The organism is Halomonas caseinilytica, assembly GCF_001662285.1.
Taxonomy (GTDB): domain Bacteria; phylum Pseudomonadota; class Gammaproteobacteria; order Pseudomonadales; family Halomonadaceae; genus Halomonas; species Halomonas caseinilytica.
Map to the genome: position 1 here is coordinate 444,000 of NZ_BDEO01000001.1, position 23,341 is coordinate 467,340.

Annotated in this window: 22 protein-coding genes and 4 tRNA genes; 19 read left to right on the forward strand and 7 right to left on the reverse strand. The window is 63.6% G+C overall.

Annotation, left to right across the window (positions count from 1 at the left end; translation table 11 throughout):
• Positions 1-28: 28 nt before the first annotated feature.
• Positions 29-889 (reverse strand): bifunctional methylenetetrahydrofolate dehydrogenase/methenyltetrahydrofolate cyclohydrolase FolD, encoded by an 861-nt coding sequence (gene folD / locus HSDC_RS01930; protein ID WP_064698234.1) that lies wholly within the window; start codon positions 887-889, stop codon positions 29-31.
• 171 nt (positions 890-1,060) lie between these two features.
• Here folD and HSDC_RS01935 point away from each other — a divergent pair.
• The 13 genes from HSDC_RS01935 (at position 1,061) to HSDC_RS01995 (ending at position 13,125) form a co-directional block, all read left to right on the forward strand.
• Positions 1,061-1,137, forward strand: a tRNA-Pro gene (locus HSDC_RS01935).
• Between the two features lie 68 nt (positions 1,138-1,205).
• A tRNA-Arg gene (locus HSDC_RS01940) sits at positions 1,206-1,282 on the forward strand.
• 52 nt (positions 1,283-1,334) lie between these two features.
• Positions 1,335-1,409 (forward strand) — tRNA-His (locus tag HSDC_RS01945).
• A 25-nt stretch (positions 1,410-1,434) separates the two neighbouring features.
• Positions 1,435-1,509: transfer RNA gene (locus HSDC_RS01950), tRNA-His, on the forward strand.
• Positions 1,510-1,790: 281 nt separating this feature from the next.
• Positions 1,791-3,146, forward strand: a complete 1,356-nt coding sequence (gene tig / locus HSDC_RS01955; protein ID WP_064698235.1) for a trigger factor — start codon at positions 1,791-1,793, stop codon at positions 3,144-3,146.
• Between the two features lie 84 nt (positions 3,147-3,230).
• Positions 3,231-3,851: an ATP-dependent Clp endopeptidase proteolytic subunit ClpP gene (clpP, locus tag HSDC_RS01960; RefSeq protein ID WP_064698236.1), complete on the forward strand. Its 621-nt coding sequence runs from the start codon at positions 3,231-3,233 to the stop codon at positions 3,849-3,851.
• Positions 3,852-3,927: 76 nt separating this feature from the next.
• On the forward strand, positions 3,928-5,208 hold the full coding sequence (gene clpX / locus HSDC_RS01965; RefSeq protein ID WP_064698237.1) for an ATP-dependent Clp protease ATP-binding subunit ClpX: 1,281 nt from the start codon (positions 3,928-3,930) through the stop codon (positions 5,206-5,208).
• Positions 5,209-5,374: 166 nt separating this feature from the next.
• Entirely contained in the window at positions 5,375-7,783 is a 2,409-nt protein-coding gene (gene lon, locus HSDC_RS01970; protein WP_064698238.1) for an endopeptidase La, read from the forward strand.
• A 176-nt stretch (positions 7,784-7,959) separates the two neighbouring features.
• Positions 7,960-8,232 carry a non-specific DNA-binding protein Hbs gene (hbs, locus tag HSDC_RS01975; protein ID WP_013332105.1) on the forward strand — a complete coding sequence of 91 codons (273 nt, stop codon included), beginning with the start codon at positions 7,960-7,962 and terminating at the stop codon, positions 8,230-8,232.
• Positions 8,233-8,429: 197 nt separating this feature from the next.
• The gene (locus HSDC_RS01980; RefSeq protein ID WP_064698239.1) at positions 8,430-10,250 is read left to right on the forward strand and encodes a SurA N-terminal domain-containing protein; all 1,821 of its coding nucleotides are present in this window, start codon (positions 8,430-8,432) and stop codon (positions 10,248-10,250) included.
• A gap of 231 nt (positions 10,251-10,481) precedes the next feature.
• Positions 10,482-11,495, forward strand: a complete 1,014-nt coding sequence (locus HSDC_RS01985) for a CobW family GTP-binding protein (RefSeq protein WP_064698240.1) — start codon at positions 10,482-10,484, stop codon at positions 11,493-11,495.
• A 107-nt stretch (positions 11,496-11,602) separates the two neighbouring features.
• Positions 11,603-12,061 (forward strand): methylenetetrahydrofolate reductase C-terminal domain-containing protein, encoded by a 459-nt coding sequence (locus tag HSDC_RS01990; protein WP_064698241.1) that lies wholly within the window; start codon positions 11,603-11,605, stop codon positions 12,059-12,061.
• On the forward strand, positions 12,061-13,125 hold the full coding sequence (locus HSDC_RS01995) for a methylenetetrahydrofolate reductase (protein ID WP_064698242.1): 1,065 nt from the start codon (positions 12,061-12,063) through the stop codon (positions 13,123-13,125). Before HSDC_RS01990 ends, HSDC_RS01995 begins: the two co-directional genes overlap by 1 nt.
• A gap of 3 nt (positions 13,126-13,128) precedes the next feature.
• Here the strand turns inward: HSDC_RS01995 and HSDC_RS02000 are convergent, their stop codons facing one another.
• Together HSDC_RS02000 and HSDC_RS02005 are read right to left on the reverse strand one after the other, a co-directional pair.
• Complete coding sequence (locus HSDC_RS02000) at positions 13,129-13,893, reverse strand: UDP-2,3-diacylglucosamine diphosphatase (RefSeq protein WP_064698243.1); 765 nt, start codon at positions 13,891-13,893, stop codon at positions 13,129-13,131.
• Positions 13,894-13,966: 73 nt separating this feature from the next.
• Positions 13,967-14,470: a peptidylprolyl isomerase gene (locus HSDC_RS02005; RefSeq protein WP_064698244.1), complete on the reverse strand. Its 504-nt coding sequence runs from the start codon at positions 14,468-14,470 to the stop codon at positions 13,967-13,969.
• A gap of 142 nt (positions 14,471-14,612) precedes the next feature.
• Between HSDC_RS02005 and HSDC_RS02010 the strand changes: the two genes are divergently transcribed.
• Both HSDC_RS02010 and cysS read left to right on the forward strand, forming a co-directional pair.
• The gene (locus tag HSDC_RS02010) at positions 14,613-16,289 is read left to right on the forward strand and encodes a glutamine--tRNA ligase/YqeY domain fusion protein (protein ID WP_064698245.1); all 1,677 of its coding nucleotides are present in this window, start codon (positions 14,613-14,615) and stop codon (positions 16,287-16,289) included.
• A gap of 1 nt (position 16,290) precedes the next feature.
• On the forward strand, positions 16,291-17,691 hold the full coding sequence (gene cysS, locus HSDC_RS02015) for a cysteine--tRNA ligase (RefSeq protein WP_064698246.1): 1,401 nt from the start codon (positions 16,291-16,293) through the stop codon (positions 17,689-17,691).
• Positions 17,692-17,705: 14 nt separating this feature from the next.
• Here the strand turns inward: cysS and HSDC_RS02020 are convergent, their stop codons facing one another.
• The 4 genes from HSDC_RS02020 to HSDC_RS02035 all read right to left on the reverse strand — a co-directional run bounded on the left by HSDC_RS02020 (position 17,706) and on the right by HSDC_RS02035 (position 20,045).
• Positions 17,706-18,017, reverse strand: coding sequence for a hypothetical protein (locus HSDC_RS02020; RefSeq protein ID WP_064698247.1), 312 nt, complete (start codon positions 18,015-18,017; stop codon positions 17,706-17,708).
• 38 nt (positions 18,018-18,055) lie between these two features.
• The gene (locus tag HSDC_RS02025; protein WP_064698248.1) at positions 18,056-18,322 is read right to left on the reverse strand and encodes a hypothetical protein; all 267 of its coding nucleotides are present in this window, start codon (positions 18,320-18,322) and stop codon (positions 18,056-18,058) included.
• A gap of 216 nt (positions 18,323-18,538) precedes the next feature.
• Positions 18,539-19,165, reverse strand: coding sequence for a TetR/AcrR family transcriptional regulator (locus HSDC_RS02030; RefSeq protein WP_064698249.1), 627 nt, complete (start codon positions 19,163-19,165; stop codon positions 18,539-18,541).
• A gap of 4 nt (positions 19,166-19,169) precedes the next feature.
• On the reverse strand, positions 19,170-20,045 hold the full coding sequence (locus HSDC_RS02035; protein WP_064698250.1) for a dimethylarginine dimethylaminohydrolase family protein: 876 nt from the start codon (positions 20,043-20,045) through the stop codon (positions 19,170-19,172).
• Positions 20,046-20,145: 100 nt separating this feature from the next.
• Here HSDC_RS02035 and HSDC_RS02040 point away from each other — a divergent pair, with 100 nt between their 5' ends.
• From HSDC_RS02040 to HSDC_RS02055, 4 genes are read left to right on the forward strand one after another with little or no spacing between them, the layout of a single operon-like run.
• Positions 20,146-20,955 carry an ABC transporter ATP-binding protein gene (locus HSDC_RS02040; protein WP_064698251.1) on the forward strand — a complete coding sequence of 270 codons (810 nt, stop codon included), beginning with the start codon at positions 20,146-20,148 and terminating at the stop codon, positions 20,953-20,955.
• 2 nt (positions 20,956-20,957) lie between these two features.
• Positions 20,958-21,731 (forward strand): transporter substrate-binding domain-containing protein, encoded by a 774-nt coding sequence (locus tag HSDC_RS02045; protein ID WP_082919910.1) that lies wholly within the window; start codon positions 20,958-20,960, stop codon positions 21,729-21,731.
• A 41-nt stretch (positions 21,732-21,772) separates the two neighbouring features.
• Positions 21,773-22,495 carry an ABC transporter permease gene (locus tag HSDC_RS02050; protein ID WP_064698253.1) on the forward strand — a complete coding sequence of 241 codons (723 nt, stop codon included), beginning with the start codon at positions 21,773-21,775 and terminating at the stop codon, positions 22,493-22,495.
• Positions 22,488-23,267, forward strand: a complete 780-nt coding sequence (locus HSDC_RS02055; RefSeq protein WP_064698254.1) for an ABC transporter permease — start codon at positions 22,488-22,490, stop codon at positions 23,265-23,267. The genes HSDC_RS02050 and HSDC_RS02055 overlap by 8 nt, the downstream gene beginning before the upstream one ends.
• Positions 23,268-23,341 lie beyond the last annotated feature (74 nt).

Here is a 23,341-nt window from a genome sequence, read left to right on the forward strand (position 1 = left end):
ACCGAGATTCGTGGGTCTTGCACGGCACTCACGCCATGGCGTCGTGCATCTCGGCAGCTAGCAGAGTGTTCTCGAGCAGGGAGGCGACGGTCATGGGGCCGACTCCGCCGGGCACCGGCGTGATGTGGCTGGCCCTGGCGGCGGCAGGTTCGAATTCCACATCGCCGATCAAGCGGCCATCTTCCTGACGATTGATCCCCACGTCGATGACGATGGCGTCGTCGCGGACCCATTCGCCCTTGACCAGGCCAGGCATGCCCACGGCCACCACCAGTAGTTCGGCGCGGCGCACATGCGCCTCGAGATCGCGGGTGAAGCGATGGCAGACGGTGGTGGTGCAGCCGGCCAGCATCAACTCGAGGGCCATGGGGCGGCCGACGATGTTGGAGGCTCCGACCACGGTGGCATCCATGCCGCGCACCTTGAGATCGCTCTCCTGCAGCAGGGTGATCACGCCCTTGGGCGTGCAGGGGCGAAGCAGGGGCAGACGCTGGGCGAGGCGGCCGAGATTGTAGGGATGAAAGCCATCGACGTCCTTGTGCGGGTGGATGCGCTCGAGAATGGGGCGAGGGTCGAGGTGCTCGGGAAGGGGAAGCTGGACCAGAATACCATCAATGCTGGTGTCGGCGTTCAGTTCATCCACCAGTGCCTCGAGGTCCTCCTGGGAGGTGTCGGCGGGCAGCCGGTGCTTGACCGAATCGATGCCGGCTTCCTCGCAGGCACGCTGCTTGTTGCGGACATAGACGTGCGAGGCAGGGTCTTCGCCCACCAGCACGACGGCGAGTCCGGGAGTGCGCGCGCCGGCCTCGCGGCGTACCTGCACCTGGCGTGCAACCTGCTGGCGAACGCGGGCGGCAATGGACTTGCCATCGATCAGTTGGGCGGTCATCGAGCTTCCCTCTGGTGGTCGGATGGGTGGAAAAGGCGATTTTCGCATGACCGGACGTCCAGGCAAAGCGAAGGTGGTGAGGCTATCGACTTGACGGTGGGGGAAAGTTCCGTAGAATACGCAGCGCTTGGCGAGGCCTCTGCGGCGACGTCAGGGCCGTGCAAGAGCCGGCGGGGTGTAGCGCAGTTTGGTAGCGCGCCTGCTTTGGGAGCAGGATGTCGGGGGTTCAAATCCCTCCACCCCGACCACAAGCTGTTGATTGAAAAGCAAGTTTTTTCGTCAGTGGCTTGCGGGAAGGCGCTTGGGAACGTAGAATGCGCCCATAGCTCAACCGGATAGAGCAACGGCCTTCTAAGCCGTAGGTTGCAGGTTCGAGTCCTGCTGGGCGTGCCATGTCAGTGGTTCCCGTCTGGCGGAACGGGCCGGTCGAGCAGTGTCGTCCATGGTGGATGTAGCTCAGTGGTAGAGCCCCGGATTGTGGCTCCGGTGGTCGTGGGTTCGATCCCCATCATCCACCCCAGTCGACACACCCTATCCAGGCAGTGGTGGATGTAGCTCAGTGGTAGAGCCCCGGATTGTGGCTCCGGTGGTCGTGGGTTCGATCCCCATCATCCACCCCATTGCCTCCCTCTGATGATGCCCCGTCAAGTTGCTTCGCGAATTTGCTCCACAGACGTCTGACGTGGTGGGCGATACCATGCCGTCGTTGCCTTACGGCGCTGGTGCTTCGCGGTGTCGGTAACAATTCTTTTCCTGTATTCCCCTTGAAGTGTGCCGTTTAGCCCTCATTTGTCAGGGCATGGCGCTTGCCAGTGCGTAGCGGGATTCATAGAATTCCCTCCTTTGAACGTTTCAACGCTATCCACAGAACCAACGCCCCCGTCGGTGTAGAGGACAATTCATGCAAGTTTCCGTCGATACGACCTCCCAGATTGAACGCCGCGTCAAGGTGCAGGTGCCGGCCGCCGAAATCGATGAGGCCGTCACCGCCCGTCTGAAGGACGCCGCCAAGACCGTGCGCATGGATGGCTTTCGCAAGGGCAAGGTCCCGATGTCGGTCATCCGCCAGCGTTATGGCAGCGAAGTGCGTAACGAGGTGGTCGGCGAGGTGATGCGTGAGCGATACGTCCGCGCCATCACCGACGAGAATCTCAATCCGGCCGGCAACCCGCAGATCGAGACCGACGTCAACGAGGCCGGCAAGGATCTGGAGTTCACCGCGACGCTGGAAATCTATCCGGAAGTCGAGCTGTCCTCCATCGAGGGCACCGAGGTCGAGCGCCCGGTCGTCGAGGTGGCCGATGCCGACGTCGCCGAGATGATCGAGACCCTGCGCAAGCAGAATGCCAGCTGGGAAGAGGTCGAGCGTGCCGCCGAAGATGGCGACCAGCTGACCATCGACTTCCAGGGATACCTGGGCGACGAACCTTTCGAGGGTGGCAGCGCCGAAGGTCATGAGCTGGTGATCGGCTCCGGCAGCTTCATCCCCGGCTTCGAAGAGCAGCTGATCGGTGCCAAGGCCGGTGAGGACAAGGAGCTCAAGGTCACCTTCCCCGAGGATTACCAGGCCGAGCAGCTGGCCGGCCAGGAGGCGACCTTCAAGGTCAAGGTTCACGCGGTCAAGGCTCAGGCGTTGCCCGAGGTGGACGCCGAGTTCGTCAAGCAGTTCGGCGTCGAAGACGGCGATCTGGACAGGTTCCGTGAGGAAATCGCGAAGAACATGACTCGCGAAGCCGAGCAGGCCGTTGACAACCGCGTCAAGCAGCAAGTGCTCGAGGCGCTGAAGAAGGCCAACGACATTCCGGTTCCCCAGGCGCTGATCCAGCAGGAAACCGATGGCCTGAAGCGTCAGGCGGCTCAGCAGTTTGGTCTTGGCGAGGATTTCGACGTCAGTCAGTTGCCCGACGAGCTGTTTGCCGAGCAGGCCAAGAGCCGTGTGCAGATCGGCCTGCTGCTGGCCGAAGTCATCAAGGTGAACGAGCTCGACGCCAGCGATGACGATATCAGGGCCAAGGTCGAGGAACTGGCACAGCAGTACCAGGAGCCGGAGCAGGTCGTCGAGTACTACATGGGCAATGACCAGATGAAAAATCAGGTCAAGTCCGCCGTTCTGGAAGAGAAGGCCGTCGATGTGCTGCTCGAGCAGGCCAGCGTCAAGGACGTGGAAATGAGCTACCAGGAGGCACTCGCGGCAGCCCAGCAACAAGGTGGTGGTGACGAGGAAGCCGAGGAAGAGGCCGAAGAACGTCAGGCCTGATCCTTCCCGACAGCTCCGCCCGGCCTGGACCGGGCGGGGTATCAGCCGCCGCTTCCATACATCGGATGCAAGGACATCACCCAGATGAATAACGAGTTCGATATCCAATCCGCCGGCGGCCTGGTGCCGATGGTGGTCGAGCAGAGCGCACGGGGCGAGCGGTCCTACGACATCTATTCTCGCTTGCTCAAGGAACGCGTGATCTTCCTGGTCGGCCCGGTCGAGGACTACACGGCCAACCTGCTGGTGGCACAGCTGCTGTTCCTGGAATCCGAGAACCCCGACAAGGACATCCACCTGTACATCAATTCACCGGGTGGCTCCGTCACGGCGGGGATGTCGATCTATGACACCATGCAGTTCATCAAGCCGGATGTCTCCACGGTATGCATCGGCCAGGCGGCCAGCATGGGGGCGCTGCTGCTGGCCGGTGGGGCTCACGGCAAGCGTTACTGCCTGCCCAATTCGCGGATGATGATTCACCAGCCCCTCGGGGGATACCAGGGGCAGGCGTCCGATATCGAGATCCACACCCGCGAGATTCTCGGCATCCGTGAACGCCTCAACCAGATTCTGGCGCATCATACCGGCCAGAAGTTCGAGACGATCGCCAAGGATACCGACCGCGACAACTTCATGAACGGCGAGCAGGCAGCGGAATATGGTCTGATCGATGCCGTGCTGGATAAGCGGCCGACATCCTGATAGCGTGAAATTCACCACGCTCTGATTACGTGATTCCCGGCGACCGCAGGGTCGCCGCTGCGAGAGAGGTACGCGAATGGCCGACGGCAAAGGCAAGGACGAAGACGGCAAGCTGCTGTATTGCTCGTTCTGCGGCAAGAACCAGAACGAGGTGCGCAAGCTGATTGCCGGTCCGTCCGTATATATCTGCGATGAGTGTGTCGACCTGTGCAACGACATCATTCGCGAGGAAGTTCTCGATGCCGATGCCGAGAGCGATGAGGAGCGCCTGCCCGCCCCGCGCGAGATTCGTCACACTCTCGACGACTACGTGATCGGCCAGGACCGCGCCAAGATGGTGCTGTCGGTGGCGGTCTACAACCATTACAAGCGTCTGCGCTACGGGGCCAAGGACGAGGTCGAGCTGGGCAAGTCGAACATCCTGCTCATCGGTCCCACCGGCAGCGGCAAGACCCTGCTGGCCGAGACCCTGGCGCGTCTTCTCAATGTTCCCTTCACCATCGCCGATGCGACCACGCTGACCGAGGCCGGTTACGTCGGCGAGGATGTCGAGAACATCATCCAGAAGCTGCTGCAGAAGTGTGACTATGATGTGGACAAGGCCCAGCGCGGCATCGTCTACATCGATGAGATCGACAAGATCTCGCGCAAGTCGGACAACCCCTCCATCACCCGCGATGTTTCGGGTGAGGGCGTTCAGCAGGCGCTGCTCAAGCTGATCGAGGGCACGACGGCCCAGGTGCCGCCCCAGGGGGGGCGCAAGCATCCCCAGCAGGAGTTCCTGCAGGTCGACACCACCAACATGCTCTTCATCGTCGGTGGGGCCTTCGCCGGTCTCGACAAGGTCATTCGCGACCGCGCCGAAAAGGGTGGCATCGGCTTCAACGCCGAGGTCAAGACCAAGGACGAGACCAAGGGTGTCGGCGATCTGCTGCTCGAGGTCGAGCCGGAAGACCTGGTCAAGTTCGGGCTGATTCCCGAGTTCGTCGGTCGACTGCCGGTGATCGCGACCCTGACAGAGCTCACCGAGGACGCCCTGATCCAGATCCTCACCGAGCCGAAGAACTCCTTGATCAAGCAGTACGCTCGTCTGTTCGACATGGAGAACGTGGAGCTCGATTTCCGCGAGGATGCCCTGCGGGCGGTGGCCGCCAAGGCCATGGCGCGCAACACCGGGGCACGTGGTCTGCGTTCGATTCTCGAATCGGTGCTGCTCGACACCATGTACGAGATTCCCTCCATCGAGGGCGTTTCCAAGGTGGTGATCGATGCCTCGGTGATCGCCAACGAGAGCGAGCCGCTGCTGATCTATTCCCAGCAGCAGGACGAGCCACGGGTCGACGGCACTGGCGGCTGATCTGCCGAGGTGGCCGGTCCCGTCTCGGGGCCCCGGACAGGGAGACGTCACGAAAGGGCCGCCTGGCGGCCCTTTTCTGTGCCACGCTGTCGCCGCGACCTTGCAATGTCGGGGTATCGTCCCCATCCCCTTGGTATTCACCCGAATCGTTTGAGGAACGTCTGCGATGCAGCAGAACGCCGAACAGACCCTGAGTCTGCCCCTTTTGCCGCTGCGGGACGTGGTCGTCTACCCGCAGATGGTCATTCCACTGTTCGTCGGCCGGGAGAAATCCATCCAGGCGCTGGAAACGGCGATGGAGGCCGACAAGCGTGTGCTGCTGGTGGCACAGCGCGAGGCCAGCAAGGACGATCCGGACAACGAGGACCTCTTCTCCATCGGTACCGTGGCCGAGATCATGCAGCTTCTCAAGCTGCCCGACGGTACCGTCAAGGTGCTGATCGAAGGAGAGTCCCGGGCCGATATTCGTGACATCCAGTCCGTTGACGAGGGCTACAGCCGTGCCGAGGTGATACTGCGCGAGAGCGAGCCGCTGACCGAGCGCGAGCAGGATTCCCTCGTCCGCGTGCTGCTGAACCAGTTCGAGCAGTACGTCAAGATGTCCAAGAAGGTGCCCAACGAGGTACTGAACTCGTTGTCCGGTATCGAGGACCCGAGCCGACTGGTCGATACCATCTGTGCGCATCTGTCGCTGAAGATCGATGACAAGCAGCAGCTGCTGGAGATGGATCGGGTGCGCGACCGGGTCGAGCACCTGATGGCGCTGATCGAGTCCGAGATCGATCTGCTCCAGGTCGAGAAGCGTATTCGTTCGCGGGTCAAGGACCAGATGGAAAAGTCCCAGCGCGAGTACTATCTCAACGAGCAGATGAAGGCCATCCAGAAGGAGATGGGCGAGCTCGAGAACGTGCCCAACGAGGCCGACAAGTACGAGCAGGCCATCGAGGAATCCGGCATGCCCAAGGAGGCAGCGGAGAAGGCCCGGCAGGAGCTCGGCAAGCTGCGCATGATGTCGCCGTCATCCGCCGAGGCCACGGTGGTTCGCTCCTATCTGGACTGGCTGACGTCGGTACCCTGGAAGAAGCGTACCCGGGTGCGTCACGATATCCAGCATGCCCAGAAGGTGCTCGACGAGGATCACCACGGCCTGGAAGAGGTCAAGGAGCGCATCCTCGAGTACCTGGCCGTGCAGAAGCGGGTCAAGAAGCTCAAGGGGCCCGTGTTGTGTCTGGTCGGGCCGCCCGGGGTGGGCAAGACCTCGCTGGGTCAGTCGATCGCTCGCGCGACCAACCGCAAGTATGTGCGCCTCGCGCTCGGCGGTGTGCGTGACGAGTCCGAGATTCGCGGCCATCGCCGGACCTACATCGGCTCGTTGCCGGGCAAGATGGTGCAGCGCATGAGCAAGGCCGGGGTCAAGAATCCGCTGTTCCTGCTCGACGAGGTCGACAAGATCGGCATGGATCATCGCGGCGACCCTGCCTCGGCGCTGCTCGAGGTGCTCGATCCGGAGCAGAACGACAAGTTCAGCGACCATTATCTCGAGCTGGACTATGATCTTTCAGAGACGCTGTTCATCTGTACCGCCAACTCGATGAACATCCCCGGCCCGCTGCTCGACCGGATGGAGGTGATCCGTCTGCCGGGCTATACCGAGGACGAGAAGCTGGCCATCGCTCGACGCTACCTGGTGCCCAAGCAGCTCAAGGCCAACGGCTTCAAGGACGACGAGCTATCGTTTTCCGACGAGGCCCTGCTGGAGCTGATTCGCTATTATAGCCGCGAAGCCGGTGTGCGTGAGCTCGAGCGCCAGATCGCCAAGGTCTGCCGGAAGGTGCTGCGTCAGCGTCTCGAGCAGGAGAGCAAGGAAGGTGCCCAGGCGCCCGATCACCTGTCGGCGGCGGACATCGAGTCTTATGCTGGCGTGCGTCGCTACAGCTATGGCCTGGCCGATCAGGAGGACCAGGTCGGCCGCGTGACGGGCCTGGCCTGGACCTCGGTGGGCGGCGAGCTGCTCAATATCGAGTCCGTGGTCACGCCCGGCAAGGGGCGGCTCGACAAGACCGGCTCGCTGGGTGACGTGATGAAAGAGTCGGTCAGTGCCGCTCAGACGGTGGTGCGGGCCCGGGCGATCTCGCTTGGTGTCGACCCGGAGCGCTTCGAGAAGGAAGACCTGCACATCCACGTTCCCGAAGGTGCCACGCCCAAGGATGGACCGAGTGCCGGCATCGCCATGGTCACCGCCATGATTTCGGCCTACACTGGTCGTCCCGTGCGTTGTGACGTTGCGATGACCGGCGAGGTCAACCTGCGTGGCGAGGTGCTGCCGATCGGGGGGCTCAAGGAGAAATTGCTGGCGGCCAGGCGGGGTGGTATAAAGACGGTGCTTATTCCGGAGGAGAACCGCCGGGACTTGAAGGAGGTTCCTGATAACATCAAGGACGCTCTGGATATCCGCCCCGTTCGGTGGATCGACGAGGTTCTCGACGTTGCGTTAGCCGAAAAAGCAGGTTCGGATAACGAAGAAACAAGAGCGGAAGAGCCGGCCTCTTCTCACTCAATGATCAGTACACACTGACGTTTTTTCGCCATCATGCCGAGGCGAAAAGCCCGGCATGATGGGGATTATCAGGGATGGTCGCTTGACATGCCTTTCATCGCATTGCTATAAACTAGCGCTATGCTGTGATCGCGTCACTCAGCCGTAAGTCTCGCCGATTAGAGCCAATTTACGAAACAGTCAAGGGGTGAAGTGTGAATAAATCCGAGCTGATCGAAGCCATTGCCGCGTCTGCCGATATTCCCAAAGCCGCTGCCTCGCGCGCGCTGGATGCCATGGTGGACGCCGTGGCCGATAGCCTGAAGAAGGGTGATAGCGTGTCCCTGGTGGGTTTCGGTACCTTCACTGTCAAGGAGCGTGCGGCACGCACCGGTCGTAACCCGCAGACGGGTGAACCGATTCAGATCAGCGCCGCCAAGGTGCCGAGTTTCAAGGCCGGCAAGGCGCTGAAGGATTCCGTCAACTGAGCTTGTCGCGTATCGCCGACTACCGTTGACGTCGGGTCCATACAGGCGCATCGCTTCGCGGTGCGCCTGTTTTGTTTTCTGACGTCCGGTCCGGGCCGAAAGGGGGACGGCTCACCACGTGCGCCGAGGGTCGCCAGCCCCTCGAGGATGCGTATAATGTGGCGCGTTCCGACACTCTTCATTCAGCAGAGGCCTGCATGCTGCAAAGTATTCGTGACCGCTCCGCCAGTTGGGGCGCCAAGATCATCATCGGTGCCGTGGTGGTGGCCATGGCATTGTTCGGCGCGGAGTCGCTGATCGGATTGCTGGGCAACGACGGTGACGATGTCGCCAAGGTCAATGGCGAGTCGATCTCGCGTCAGCAGTTAGAGCTCCAGGTTCAGCGCGCCATTCGCAGCGGCCAGGTGCCTCCCGAGCAGGAACGCGAATTGCGCGCCCAGATGCTCGACAGCCTGATCTCGGAACGCCTGTTGACCCAATACGCCGAGCAGGGAGGGCTGCACCTTTCCGAAAGCCAGATCGATCAATTGATCGTCAATCTGCCCGAGTTTCAGGATCAGGACGGCAACTTCTCTCAGGAACTGTTCCGTAACCGTCTCTCCAGCGCCGGCTTCACGCCGCTGGCCTTCCGTGACCAGTTGCGTGCGGACATGAAACGTCGTCAGTTGCAACAGGGGCTGGCCGCCAGTGAGTTCAGCCTGGAAAGCGAAGAACAGCGGCTGGCTGCCCTGCAGCGCCAGACTCGCCAATTCCGCCAGCATGTCTTGACTGCCGACGATCTGGAGAGCCGTCCCGAGGCCAGCGACGAGGAGCTCCAGGCCTATTACGAATCGCATGCCGACGACTACCAGCGTCCGGAGCAGGTCAAGCTGGCCTATGTCGTGCTCGATCGCGAGCGGATGGCCGAGCAGGAAGAAGTCAGCGAACAAGCCTTGCGTGACGCCTGGAATGCCGAGGCCGCCGATGCCGATCGTCGTGTGTCGCACATCATGGTCGATTTCGGTGAGCAGCGGACTCGGGAAGAGGCCGAGGCACGCCTTGAGGAAGTGCAGCAGCGCCTCGCCGAAGGCGAGTCCTTCGCCGACCTGGCCGCCGAGTACTCCGACGATACCTCGACCAGCGGCGAAGGGGGCGACCTTGGCGTCATCAGCCGCGGCTTCTTCGGTGAGGCGTTCGACGAGGCGGCGTTTTCGCTGAGCGAGGGGCAGGTGTCGAATGTCGTCGAAACCGACAATGGCCTGCACTTGATCAAGGTGACCGAATTGGACCGGCCTTCGTTCGAGGAATCGCGTGATCGGCTGGCACGCCAGGTAGCGCGGGAGCAGGTTTCGACCGCTTTCGATGACCGCGCCCAGCGATTGATCGACGAGAGCTTTGCTGCCGAGGACCTGCAGAGCGTGGCGGAATATCTGGGACTCGAGCGTCAGACCACCGATTGGGTGAGTCGTGACAACGCCTCGGGCATTCTCGCCGAGCCGGGCGTGATGCGCCGTGCCTTCACGCCGGATGTGCTCGAAGAGGGCTTCAACAGCGAGGTCATTGAGCTCGACGAGGATCGCCGCATGGTCCTGCGTGTGCTTGACCATCGTGAGGCCACGACCCTGCCGCTCGAAGAGGTGCGCTCCCAGGTGGTTGATGCCGTCCAGGCACTCAAGGTGCGCGAGGCGTTGACGGCCGAGGCGGATCGACGGATCGAGGCGCTGCGCTCCGGCGAGTCGTCAGCGATCGACTGGCAGCCGGCTGAGACGCTGAGCCGTCAGGATGATACCGGGCTCGCCCAGCCGGTGGTGGACGCGGTCTTCCGTCTGCCGCACCCGGAAGGCGACGAGACCGTCTACGGTCGTGCAGTCGATGGGCAGCGTGTCGTGCTGATCGCCCTGGACGAGGTGAGCGATGGGCAGGTCGATGAGCAGAGCGAGGCCTATGTTGCGCGCATGGCGCAGCAGCTACGCGCCCAGGCAGCCGTCAACGGCCTGCTTGGCTACCTGCGTGAGCAGGCAGACATCGAGCGGTTCTGACGGCACCTGCTCGAGACGTATCATGAAAAAGGGGCCTTGGCCCCTTTTTCATTGTTGGCCTCTTGATTCATGAGGCTGTGGCGAGGAAAGTGTCGCCAACTTCTATTATACCGTTATCTCCATCTTCTCTTGTGTCGGCGACACCTCACGCCTCCGATCGTGAGGAAGCAAGGCGAGTGTGCCGCTTGTCGTCACACCAGGGAATATCGGGCGGCTGAAAGGGAGTGGCCAATGAGCCGATCGAGACTGTCAGCTGTGCCGGTGCATGTGATCACCGGCTTCCTCGGGGCCGGCAAGAGTTCGCTGATCCACCATTTGCTGGCCAGCAAGCCGGCAGGGGAGCGCTGGGCCGTGGTCATCAATGAATTCGGCCGTGTCGGTATCGACCAGGCGATGTTCGAGGAGCGTGCCGACCTGGTCGTCGAGGCGTTGCCCGGCGGCTGTCTGTGCTGTCAGCAAGCCGTGGTGTTGCGCGCGTCGCTTGTCAGGTTACTGCGTCGCCAGCGTCCGGATCGCCTGATCATCGAGCCTTCGGGCCTTGGGCATCCCGCGGGCTTGTTGGATCTGTTGCGCGGCGGGGGATTCGCCGACGTCCTCGATATTCGCGGCGTGGTAGCCGTGCTGGATCCGCGCCGCCTGGACGATGCCCGGGCCATGGCCCACGAGACATTTCGCGATCAACTCCGCATGGCCGATGCCGTGGCATTGACCATGACCGATCTCGCCTCCGCTCGACAGATGGCAGCGGCGCGTCATTGGCTCGAAGGATTATGGCCACCGCGGCGCTGGGTGCGCGAGGCGCCATATGGTCGGTTGCCGAGCGAATGGGTGCTCGCGGCTGACCCCGGTGTCGGCGAGACGCTCGCCTCACCAGTGTCGCACCATCACGCCGAGTATCGACCCTCGAGTCTCTCGAGGGAGCCGCGCCAGGGGGTTCCGGTATTCGAGCAAGGCCATGCCCTGGGGCATGCAAGCCTGGGCTGGCGTTGGCATTTCCGGGATCGCTTTGATCGACATGCCCTGGAAAGCCGGCTCGAGGCACTGCCGGCAGCGCTGCGCGTCAAGGGAGTGTTCCATACCGACCATGGGTGGTGGTTCTACAATCGCGTGTCGGGTGTAACGGAGAGCTGGCCGAGTGTCTGGCGCCATGATTCTCGCCTGGAGGTGTTGGGCGAGCCGGCGTCCATGCCCGATGCCGAGCACCTGGAAGCGTCCGTGACCGCCTGTCTCGCGTCACGACGGTGACGCACACGTCATTGTCGTCCTGATGGATGTGCCTGCGTCGTCGCCCTCCTAGGCTACGAAGCAAAAGTCGTCTCGGTGGAGAAATCCCGCGATTGCCAGGAGTCGCCATGTATCGAGTACGACGCTGGGCAGTGCGCCATGCCCGTGCCTTCGAACTGCTCTATGCAGGCCTTGAGGTCATGCTCCAGCGTTCGGCACCGCTGCTGGAGCGCATCGGCTATGCGCGTCTCGAGGCGCCGGTGGCCCGTCTCGAGCGAGCCATCAAGGGGCTGCTGTTCGATTGCCAGATGTGCGGCCACTGCGTGCTGAGCTCGACGGGTATGTCGTGTCCCATGAATTGCCCCAAGCGCTTGCGCAACGGCCCTTGCGGCGGGGTGCGCGAGGATGGTAGCTGCGAGGTGAAGCCGGAGATGCGCTGCGTATGGCTGGATGCCTGGGAGGGCAGCCAGCGCATGAAGCATGGGGACCGCATTCATGTCGTGCAGTTGCCCGTGGATGCCTCGCTGGAGGGCACCTCTTCCTGGTTGCGGGTGGCGCGGGGTGAGCATGATGCAGGAGGCCGGTGATGAAGTTCGATGACGAGCCGGTTCCCGGGTATTCGCTTCCCGTGTTGCCGGGACATGTCTCGCCGGGTCGGCTCGAGCGGGTTCTGCGAGCCGGGCGCTTCGCCGTGACCACCGAGATCGACCCGCCGGATTCGGCGGATCCGGCGGAGGTCCTGCGGCGTGCCGCTATCTTCGATGGCTATGTCGATGCCATCAATGCCACTGACGGTTCCGGCGCCAACTGTCATATGTCCAGCGTCGGCGTCTGCTCGCTGCTGACGCGCGTCGGCTACGCGACCATCCTGCAGATGTCTTGCCGCGACCGTAACCGGATCGCCATGCAGGGCGAGATTCTCGGGGCGGCAGCCATGGGCGCCTGCAACCTGCTGTGCCTGACCGGGGATGGCGTCCAGGCCGGCGACCACCCCCATGCCCGGCCGGTCTTCGACCTCGACTCGCTGTCGTTGCTCGAGATGGCGAGGCGGATGCGCGATGAATCCTGCTTCGAGAGCGGGCGGCCGATCGACTCGCCCCCGCGGGTGTTTCTCGGCGCGGCGGCGAATCCCTTCGTGCCGCCCCGGGCCTGGCGGGCCCAGCGCCTGGCCAAGAAGGCAGCGGCCGGGGCGCGCTTCATCCAGACGCAGTACTGTTTCGATACCGCCACCTTGCGGGACTTCATGGCCGAAGTCGCCGATTACGGCCTGCTGGAAGGGCCCGACCGACTCCATGTACTGGTCGGCATGGGGCCTTTGGCCTCGGCGCGCAGCGCGCGTTGGATACGCGACAATGTGCCTGGCATCCACATTCCCGATGCCGTGATTCGCCGTCTCGAAGGGGCGAGCGATCAACGCGAGGAAGGTGCTCGCCTGTGTCGGGACATCCTGCAGGAAGTGCGCGAGATCGAAGGCGTCAGCGGCGCCCACATCATGGCCTACCGACAGGAAGCCACGGTGGCGCGCATCATCGAGGAAACCGGGGTGCTCGAAGGGCGGGTGCCTTGGTATCCCGGTCGGGACGATCCCACCGAGCTCAATCCGGAAGCGCCCGAGGCGGCCGGTGACCTGCCGGCCGCGGCATCGAGTTGAGGTTCAGTCCGAGAGGGCGACGCGTCGCAACGCCAGGTCATGACCCGGTGCGGCCTCGAGTTCCCAGCCGATTCCGGGCTGCCAATCGCCCAGTACGAAGCGGCGGGCGGCTTTCCCGTCGACCTCGAGATCGTGCACGGCGGGGCGATGGGTATGACCATGGATCAGGGTGGTCACGCCGTGTTCGCGCAGGGCCGTCACGACGTCTTCCTGCGTCACGTCCATGATGTCCTCGGCCTTGTTGGAGTTGGCCTCGCCGGAGCGTTCGCGCAGTTGGCGGGCCAGTTCGAGGCGTTCGGGAATCGGCATGGCGAGAATCTGAGCCTGCCAGTCGGGGTCTCGCAACTGGGCTCGGAAGGCCATGTAGGCTTCGTCGCGGGTGCACAGGCTGTCGCCATGCATCAGCAGCACTCGCTCGTCGCCCAGGGTCACCAGCGTCGGATCGGGCAGCAGGGTCGCGCCGGCTTCCCGAGCGAAGCGCTCGCCGAGCAGGAAGTCGCGATTGCCATGCATCAGGTAGAGGTGGGTGCCGGTATCGGCGAGCGCCTTGAGCGCCGAGGCCACGCGCTGGGCCAGGGGGGCGGTGCCGGTCGGGTCGGCGGCGCCGAGATCGAGCAGATCGTCGCCGATCCAGGCCTCGAAGAAATCGCCCAGGATGTAGAGCGCATCGGCACCTTGGGCGCGTTCGTCGAGCCAGCGCAGAAAGCCCTCGGTGACTGCCGGAGCGCCGGGATGCAGGTGCAGGTCGGAAATCAGCAGGGTGGCCATGTCATGTTCCGTGGGCGGGTGCGAAGAGGGCGCGCCCGCGGAGGCGGGCGCGGAGGTAAGCTGGCGACGGCGGTCAGCTGGCGGCATCCTGGAGGCGAGCGCTCTGGATGATGACATCCTCGGCGGGCACATCGGCATGCATGCCACGACGGGTGGTCTTGACCGACTTGATGCGCTCGACCACCTCCATGCCCTCGACCACTTCGCCGAAGACGCAGTATCCCCAGCCTTGCAGGTTCTTGCCGCGGTGGTTGAGGAAGTCGTTGTCGGCGATGTTGATGAAGAACTGGGCCGTGGCCGAGTGAGGGTCCTGGGTGCGGGCCATGGCCAGCGTGCCCACGCGGTTCTCCAGGCCGTTGTCGGCCTCGTTCTCGATCGGTTCGTGGGTCGGCTTCTGGTTGAAGTCCAGGTCGAAGCCGCCGCCCTGGACCATGAAACCGTCGATCACCCGATGGAAGAGGGTGTTGTCGTAGAAGCCTTCGCGCACGTAGCGTTCGAAGTTGGCCGCCGTCTTCGGTGCCTTGTCGTGATTCAGGGCGATGACGATATCGCCGAAATTGGTTTGCAGCGTGATCATGACGATTTCCTGTCTTCTGGGCAGACGCCTTGGCGCCGTGCATGGGCGTGGCGCTATAATAGCGGTTTTGCGTCGATGCGCGAAGCCGGCAAGCCGGTGACGCCCGACAGGCCCGCGTTCAACCAGAGGTTGCCCTATCAACATGACCGAGACCACCAGCGCGCCGAACTTCATTCGCAACCAGATCGCCGAGGAACTCGAGGCCGGCCGGCACGACAAGATCGTCACCCGGTTCCCGCCGCATCCCAACGGTTTCCTGCATATCGGCCATGCCAAGTCGATCTGTCTGAATTTCGGGCTTGCCGAACAGTTTGGTGGCGAATGTAACCTGCGCTTCGACGATACCAATCCGGAGAAGGAGGAGCAGGCCTACATCGATGCCATCAAGGAGGACGTGAACTGGCTGGGCTTCGAGTGGGCCGGCGATGTGCGTTTTGCTTCCGACTACTTCGACCAGCTGTATGCCTGGGCCCAGCACCTGGTGCGCGAAGGCAAGGCCTATGTCGACGATCTGTCGCCCGACGAGATCCGCGAATATCGCGGTACCCTGACCGAGCCGGGCCGGCCGAGCCCGTATCGGGAACGCGGCGTCGAGGAGAATCTCGATCTGCTGGAGCGCATGCGTGTCGGCGAGTTCGCCGAGGGCGAGAAGGTGCTGCGGGCCAAGATCGACATGGCCTCGCCCAACATCAACCTGCGCGACCCGATCCTCTATCGCATTCGCCATGCCAGACACCATCAGGCCGGCGACAAGTGGAAGATCTACCCGTCCTACGACTTCACCCACGGCCAGTCGGATGCCCTGGAAGGGGTGACGCATTCTCTCTGCTCGCTGGAGTTCGAGGATCACCGGCCGCTCTATGACTGGTTCCTGGAGCACCTGCCGGTTCCCTCTCGACCGCGGCAGATCGAATTCGCCCGGCTCAATCTCAATTACACCCTGACCTCCAAGCGCAAGCTCAAGCTGCTGGTGGACCAGGGCATCGTCGATGGCTGGGACGACCCCCGCATGCCGACCATCTCCGGGATGCGTCGGCGCGGCTACACGCCGGCCTCGATTCGCAAGTTCTGCGAGATGATCGGCGTCACCCGCGCTGACGGCGGGCTGGTGGACATCGCCATGCTGACCCACGCGATCCGCTCGGATCTCGAGGACAACGCGCCGCGGGCCATGTGCGTGCTCAAGCCGCTGAAGGTGGTGTTGACCAATGTGCCCGAGGACCACGAGGAAGTGTACGAGGTGGCCGGCCATCCCGCCCGGGACGACATGCCGACGCGTCGCATCCCGTTCACTCGTGAGGTCTACATTGATCGCGACGATTTCATGGAAGAGCCGCCCAAGAAGTTCTTCCGCCTGGCGCCGGGCAAGGAGGTTCGCCTGCGCAACAGTTACGTGATCCGTTGCGACGAGGTGATCAAGGACGACGAGGGCGAGGTGACGGAGCTGCACTGCTCGGTGGACTTCGACACCCTGGGCAAGAATCCCGAGGACCGCAAGGTGAAGGGCGTGCTGCATTGGGTCAGCGCTACCCACGGCATTCCCATGGAAGTGAGGCTCTACGATAACCTGTTCCAGGTCGAGCAGCCCGACAAGGATCGCGATGCCGATTTCCTCGAGCACCTGAACCCCGAGTCGCTGGTCACCGTACAGGGGATTGGCGAGCCCAGCCTGGCCGGAACCGAGCCGGAGAGCCGCTACCAGTTCGAGCGGGTGGGGTATTTCTGCGCCGATCGCTACGCCAGTCGACCCGACCACCTGGTATTCAACCGTACCGTGGGGCTCAAGGACTCCTGGGCGAAGATCAAGAAGAAGGGCTGACATGCAGATCTACAACACCCTGACGCGGCGCAAGGAGACCTTCACGCCCATCGAGCCCGGGCGGGTCCGCATGTACGTCTGCGGCATGACCGTCTACGACTACTGCCACCTGGGCCATGCCCGGGTGATGGTGGCCTTCGACGTCATTACCCGGTATCTCCGGGCACGAGGCTATGATGTCACCTACGTGCGCAACATCACCGACATCGACGACAAGATTCTCAAGCGGGCCGAGGAGAACGGCGAGGCCATCGAGTCGCTCACCGACCGCATGATCGATGCCATGCACGAGGACGAGGGCCGGCTCGGCGTGCTGCGGCCCGATGCCGAGCCTCGTGCCACCCGGCACGTCGACGAGATCGTCGCCATGATCCAGACGCTCATCGACAAGGGCTACGCCTACGCGGCGCCCAATGGCGACGTCTATTACCGGGTCCGCAAGTTCGCCGATTACGGCAAGCTCAACAATCGCGACCCCGACGACATGCGCGCCGGGGCCCGGGTCGACGTGGAAGCGCACAAGGAGGATCCCCTCGACTTCGTGCTCTGGAAGGCCGCCAAGCCCGGCGAGGCGGAGTGGCCATCACCCTGGGGGCCGGGCCGGCCGGGCTGGCACATCGAGTGCTCGGCGATGTCGACCTGCTGCCTGGGCGAGACCTTTGACATCCATGGCGGAGGGCCCGATCTGACCTTCCCGCATCACGAGAACGAGATCGCCCAGAGCGAGGCGGCCACCGGCAAGCCGTACGTTAACACCTGGATGCATGCCGGCGCGGTGCGGGTGAATCACGAGAAGATGTCCAAGTCGCTGGGCAACTTCTTCACCATCCGCGAGGTGCTCGAGCATCACGATCCGGAAGTGGTTCGCTATCTGCTGGTGTCGAGCCATTATCGCAGTCCGATCAACTATGCCCCGGACTCGCTGGCCGATGCCCGCAAGTCGCTGGAGCGTTTCTACAATGCGCTCGACGGACTGGCAACGGAGGAGGCTCGGGAAGGCGCGGTGGACCCGAGCTTCGATCGGCGTTTCACCGAGGCCATGGACGACGACTTCAATACCGCCGGGGCGATGTCGGTGCTCTTCGATCTGGCCCGCGAGCTCAATCGGGCGCGCAAGGAATCGCCCGAGCAGGCTCCGGCGCTGGCCGCCGAGCTCAAGCGCCTGGGCGGTGTGCTCGGCCTGCTGCAGCAGGAGCCGAGCGTTTTCCTCAAGGGCGGGGACGGTGAGCTGCCGCTGTCCGAGGCCGAGATCGAGGCGCGGATCGCCGAGCGTGCCGAGGCCAAGCGCGCCCGGGATTTCTCGCGTGCCGATGGCATCCGCGACGAGCTGGCCGCGCTCGGCATCGTGCTCAAGGATAGTCGCGAAGGAACCCGCTGGGTCTTCGAGGCGCCCGGCGACTGAGCCACGGCATCGTGTCAGCGCCCTGACCGACCGAAGAGGTGGAGGCCGCCGCCTTCCGCCTCCCTGCGCCACCCAAGGGGGACCAGGGGCATCCAGTGTGCCCCTGGGGCCGGCGAGGAGGAAGGCGACCTTTTGTCGACGGCGGCCATGGCCTCGTCCAGGCTCCTGGCCACGGCACTCCATGGCAGTGACGAGCCGGCGAGATGGCAGTGGTAGAGTGCATCGCCATCGATATCGACGCGATGGATCTCGTTGCCCCGATTGTCCTGCCACCAGTCGGCATGGACATGTTGCCAGCGGGCGGCGAGCGGCGCTCCGGTGTTCATGAGATTCCCTCCTTCAGCGCTCGTGCAAGGCGAGGCGCTCAGGATGCTTTCCAGATCTGCAAGCGGGGTTCGGCCAGCCCGTGCCAACGGGAGTAGAAGTCGAGCCTGCGCTTGGCGTTGGCCAGATCCACCGGTCCCAGATCTTCGTGGGGCGCATGGGAGAGGCAGCCGACTTTCACCTTGCCATGGGTGCGGGCACGTGTCCGGTATAGCGGCTCGCTGCATGCGATCCGACGCACCGGGCGGGCTTCGGGAAGGCGGCGTTCCCCAAAGGGGGTGTGGGTCAACAGCAATACCGGGTTCATATTGCATCCCTCCGAACGGCTTTGCGGTCATGAGGGCGACACTGGGTCGCCGGTCATCAGGGCGCAGGGCTGGAACTCATCCGATGCCGATCCAACCCTGGTCCTCGCCTTCCAGCGTAGTATAAAAACGCTGTTTGCAAACGCTGTTTTTTAACCTACCTTCGCGATGGCATCATCGCCGGGAGTCGCCGGGAGTCGCCGGGGGAGCGATGAGGTTTAGGTTGCCGGTGAACGGGAGAACGAGATATCCAGCAAGCGCGAGGCGGCGTCAAGGCCGATGGCCTGGAGTTCCCGGATATCGAGAGACTCGGCAGACAGTGAGCCTTCGATCCACAGACCGTCGATGAGGCCGTTGACGGCGACGGAGAGTCGGCGCAGCTCGGTGTCGCCTGGCGTGTGACCGTGTTCTTCCAGCGCCCCGTGGATGAGGTCGCGGAAGGCATGGGTCGTGCGACCGTACCAGTGTCGTCGGATGTCGGCCATGGCGTCATCGTGATGAGTCAGGGGCAGGAAGTTGGCCCACAGCAGCAGGCTGTCCGGGGTGACGATGGGCGGTGAGAGGTTGGCCAGCAGGTAGCGTTCGAGACGCTCGCAAGCCGTCGTGTCGCCGTCGCCGATGGTGCCGTGGGCCGCCTCGAAGAGGCGCTCGAGAAAACGCCGGTAAGCCGCCTGGAGAATGCCGTCCTTGCTCTTGAAGTAGAAGCGGATCAGGCCATTGGTGACGCCGGCATAGTCGGCGATGTTGCGTACCGTGGCCGCGGAGATGCCCTCCCGCGCGATGCAGGTGAGGGTGGCGTCGATCAGGACGCTCTCGCGGTCGTTGCCGGCACGCCGGGTCGCCATGGGCTCAGGCCTCGCGCAGGATCGGGTTGGTCAGGCAGGTGGGGCCGCCTTCGCAGGCCATGCACAGTGCATCACCGGCGAAGGTGCGCACCCGAACGCCGTGTTGTTCCATCACGGCTCTGGTGCCGGGGAAGCCGTCGATCATCAGGCAATCGCCCGGTGCGAGAGGCATGACATTCAGGTTCAGCCCCAGGGAATCATGAAACTCGGCCTCGGGAGCCGCCACCAGTGTGATACCACGAGCCTTCATCAAGGTCCACAGAGCGGCCGGAATCAGCTTGGGGTGGACCAGGTAGAGGTCGTCGGTGAGCGGCGAGATGACCGACATCAGGTGCAGGCAGGCGGCCTCACCGTCCCACACCGGCAGGTCGAAGCCCAGCACCTCGATGCCGTGCGGGGCGAGCAGAGTCTCCAGCTGGCGCACTCCCTCGCGGTTGGAGCGAAAGCCCATGCCCACGACCAGGGTGCTGTCGTCGAGCCATAAGGTGTCGCCGCCCTCGATGCAGGCCTCGCCGGTCAGGCGCCCCAGCACCGGGATGCCCGCCGCCTCGTAATGCTGCCCATGCAGCTCGGGTTCCGCGGCACGCAACGGCTTGCCCATCTTGAGCAGCACGGCGCCGGCACGTGTGATCAGGGAGGCATCGCGGGTGAACATGGCATCGGAGAGACCGTCGTCGTTGTCCTCGATCCATAGGATCTCGGCGCCAGAGGCCTGCACCAGTTCAGCGAAGGCGTCGTACTGGGCGATGGCCTTGTCGGCGTCGAAATGATCGTTGTAGTGCCATTCGACAGGGTCGGCTTGCTTCAGGCTCGCTCCCGGGCGGCGCATCAGTACGCGGGTCATGGGGGCGGCCATGGACTGGCATCCGTAGCGGGACATGGCGGGACTCCGTGGCTGGTGGGGATCGTTGACTCGCATCTTATACAGATGCATAGTTTATGCAACCGCATAACAACAGGCATAAACCGGGAGCCCTGACGTGAGCGATGCTTCGACCACTACCGCCTCTCGTGGCGATGCCGTCATCGAGGTCGAGAATCTGCACAAGACCTATGGCGACGCCCGGGTTCTCAAGGGCATCGATCTTGCCGCCGGGAGAGGGGATGTTGTGGCGCTGATCGGCAGCAGTGGCTCGGGCAAGTCCACGCTGTTGCGCTGCCTGAACCTGCTCGAGACACCGACCTCCGGTTCGCTGCGTCTGTTGGGCGAGGCGATTCCCTTCCGCGGTCAGGGAGCGCGGCGTGAGCCGGCCGATCGCCGCCAGTTGCGTTGTCTGAGGGCGCGTCTGGGCATGGTCTTCCAGGGGTTCAACCTGTGGCCCCACATGACCCTGGAGGCCAACATCATGGAAGCACCGATCCAGGTGCTGAAACGTTCGCGGAGCGAAGCGCGCGACGAGGCGCGAGCGCTCTTGGAACGAGTCGGTCTCTATCATCTTCGCGAGGCCTACCCGGCGACGCTCTCCGGCGGACAGCAGCAGCGCGGCGCCATTGCCCGTGCCTTGGCGATGGGCCCCGAGGTAATGCTGTTCGACGAGCCCACCTCGGCACTGGATCCCGAGCTGGTGGGGGAGGTGCTGGCGGTGATACGTGACCTCGCCAGAGAGGGGCGCACCATGATTATCGTGACCCATGAAATGGCGTTTGCTGCCGACGTGGCGGATCGGGTCATCTTCCTCGATCAGGGCGAGATCGCCGAACAAGGGCCACCGGGCCGGTTGTTCGGCGCCCCCACGGCCCAGCGACTGCAGCGCTTTCTGGGCTCGGTCGGTCCATCCCAAGGAGAATGACAATGAAACGATTGATGACGGCTACCTTGACCTCCCTTTGCCTGGCACCGGTGGCGCAGGCCGAGGTGACCCGTGTCGGCTTCGCGACCGAGCCCTATCCGCCCTTCGCCACGCTGGATGCGAGCGGCGAGTTGCAAGGCTGGGAAGTGGACATCACTCGAGCGGTCTGCGACGCCGCGGAACTGGAGTGCGAAATCGTCACGACCTCCTGGGACGGCCTGATTCCCGCCCTGACCGGTGACAAGCTCGATGTCATCGCCGCGTCGTTGAGCATCACCGATCAGCGTCGCGAGACCATCGCCTTCTCGGACAAGTACTACCAGACGCCCGCCGCACTGGCCGGGGCCAAGGGCGACGACCTGAAGACGACGTCCGGAGGGCTTGCCGGCAAGACGCTGGGAGTGCAGTCCGCCTCCATCCACCAGGCCTATGCCCAGGTGCATTTTCCCGAGGCCATCCTGCGCGAATACCAGACCCAGGACGATGCCAACCAGGACCTGTTTGCCGGGCGGCTGGATGCCACCCTGGCCGATCGTCTGATCATCGAGCAGTTCCTGGACAGCAAAGAAGGCCAGTTGTGCTGTGAGATGAAGGCCACGGTGACTCAGGACCAGGAGACCCTGGGCGAGGGCATCGGCTTCGGCGTACGCCAGGCAGATGACGCCCTGCGCGAGCGGCTCAACGAAGGGATCGCCGAGATTCGGGCCAACGGTACCTATGACGAGATCACCGCCCGTTATTTCGACTTCGATATCTACGGCGAACCTGACACCTGAGGTGGCAGGGATTATTGACGGGTCAGGGAGTCGCCTAGGCCATGAACTATCGTGACATGAGCATGGCAGAGCTGCTCGCGCTGGCGCCGCCCGGCTGGGGCGGTGTCCTGCTCGACGGGCTCTGGCTGTCGTTGCAGGTAGCCGGAGGTGGCTATCTGCTGGGATTGCTGATCGGCATGGCCGGCGCTGCCGGCAAGCTCTCCGGTGGCCCTGTCATCCGCGATCTCTTGACGTGCTACACCACGGTCATCCGTGCGGTGCCGGAGCTGGTGCTGATCCTGCTGGTGTACTTCGCCATGCCCGAGGCTCTCAGCCAATTGTTGGCCATGGTCGGGCTGGGGGAGGTGGAAATCGGTCCCTTCGCTGCCGGCATCGTGGTGATTGCCCTGGTCCAGGGCGCCTACGCCACCGAGGTGATGCGCGGCGCGATTCGCGCCATACCCTATGGGCAGATCGAGGCGGCCTACTCCCTGGGCATGTCAACCGCCAAGACCTTCCGGCGCATCACCTTGCCGGCCATGTTGCCGGGGGCATTGCCGGGACTCTCCAACCTGTGGCTGATTGCCACCAAGGACACGGCGCTGCTGGCGGTGGTCGGTTTCACCGAGCTGACCCTGGCTGCCCGCCAGGCAGCCGGTGCCACCAAGCACCACCTACTGTTCCTGTGCGCGGCCGGCGTGCTCTATCTACTCGTTTCGTTGGTCTCGAACCTTGTGTTCAAGGTACTGGAGCGTCGTGCCACCAGGGGGCTGTCACATGGTTGAATCTCGACTGCCGCTGCATCGACTCGGGTTGATCGCTGCCGCCGGGGTGGCCGTCACCTTGATGGCCCTGCAGATGCGCTGGGATTGGTTGCTTGATTATCACGATGCCATCCTGGGCGGACTCTGGCTGACGCTGATCCTGCTGGTGACCACCAGCGTGGCGGGGTTCCTGCTGGCGATTCCGCTGGGTCTGGTGCAGGCGGCGGGGCCTCGTCCATTGGCTTGGCTGGCACGTTGTTTCTGCACCCTGATTCGAGGTACGCCATTACTGCTGCAGATCTGGTTGCTGTACTACGGCCTCGGTTCGCTGTTTCCCTACCTGCCGGGCATACGCGAGAGTTGGCTGTGGCCCTATCTCATCGAGGCCTGGCCCTATGCCTTCGCGGCGCTGACGCTGTCGTTCGCCGGCTACGAAGGCGAGGTGATGCGCGGCGCCTTTGCCGGTGTGCCCAGAGGGGAGCTGGAGGCGGCCCGCTCGCTGGGGATGCATCCTCTGACCATCCTGCGGCGTATCTGGTTGCCTCGCGCCGTGCAGCGTGTCCTGCCGACGCTCAATGGCGAATTGGTCATCCAGCTCAAGGCCACGCCGCTGGTCGCCACCATCGCCGCCCTGGATACCTATGCCGTTTTCGGGCGTATCCGCCAGGAAACCTATCTGGTCTATGAACCCTTGCTGCTGATGGCCCTGATCTATCTGGTCCTGGCCGGCCTTATCACCCTGGCCTTCAGCTTCCTGGAGCGTTCATGGTCTCGGCGTTCCGCCGGCGATTGATGTCATCTCCCTGACACCATCACCGTTCGCATCATGCCGTTCCCGTCCCGGGGCGTTCGCCTGGCCGACAAGGC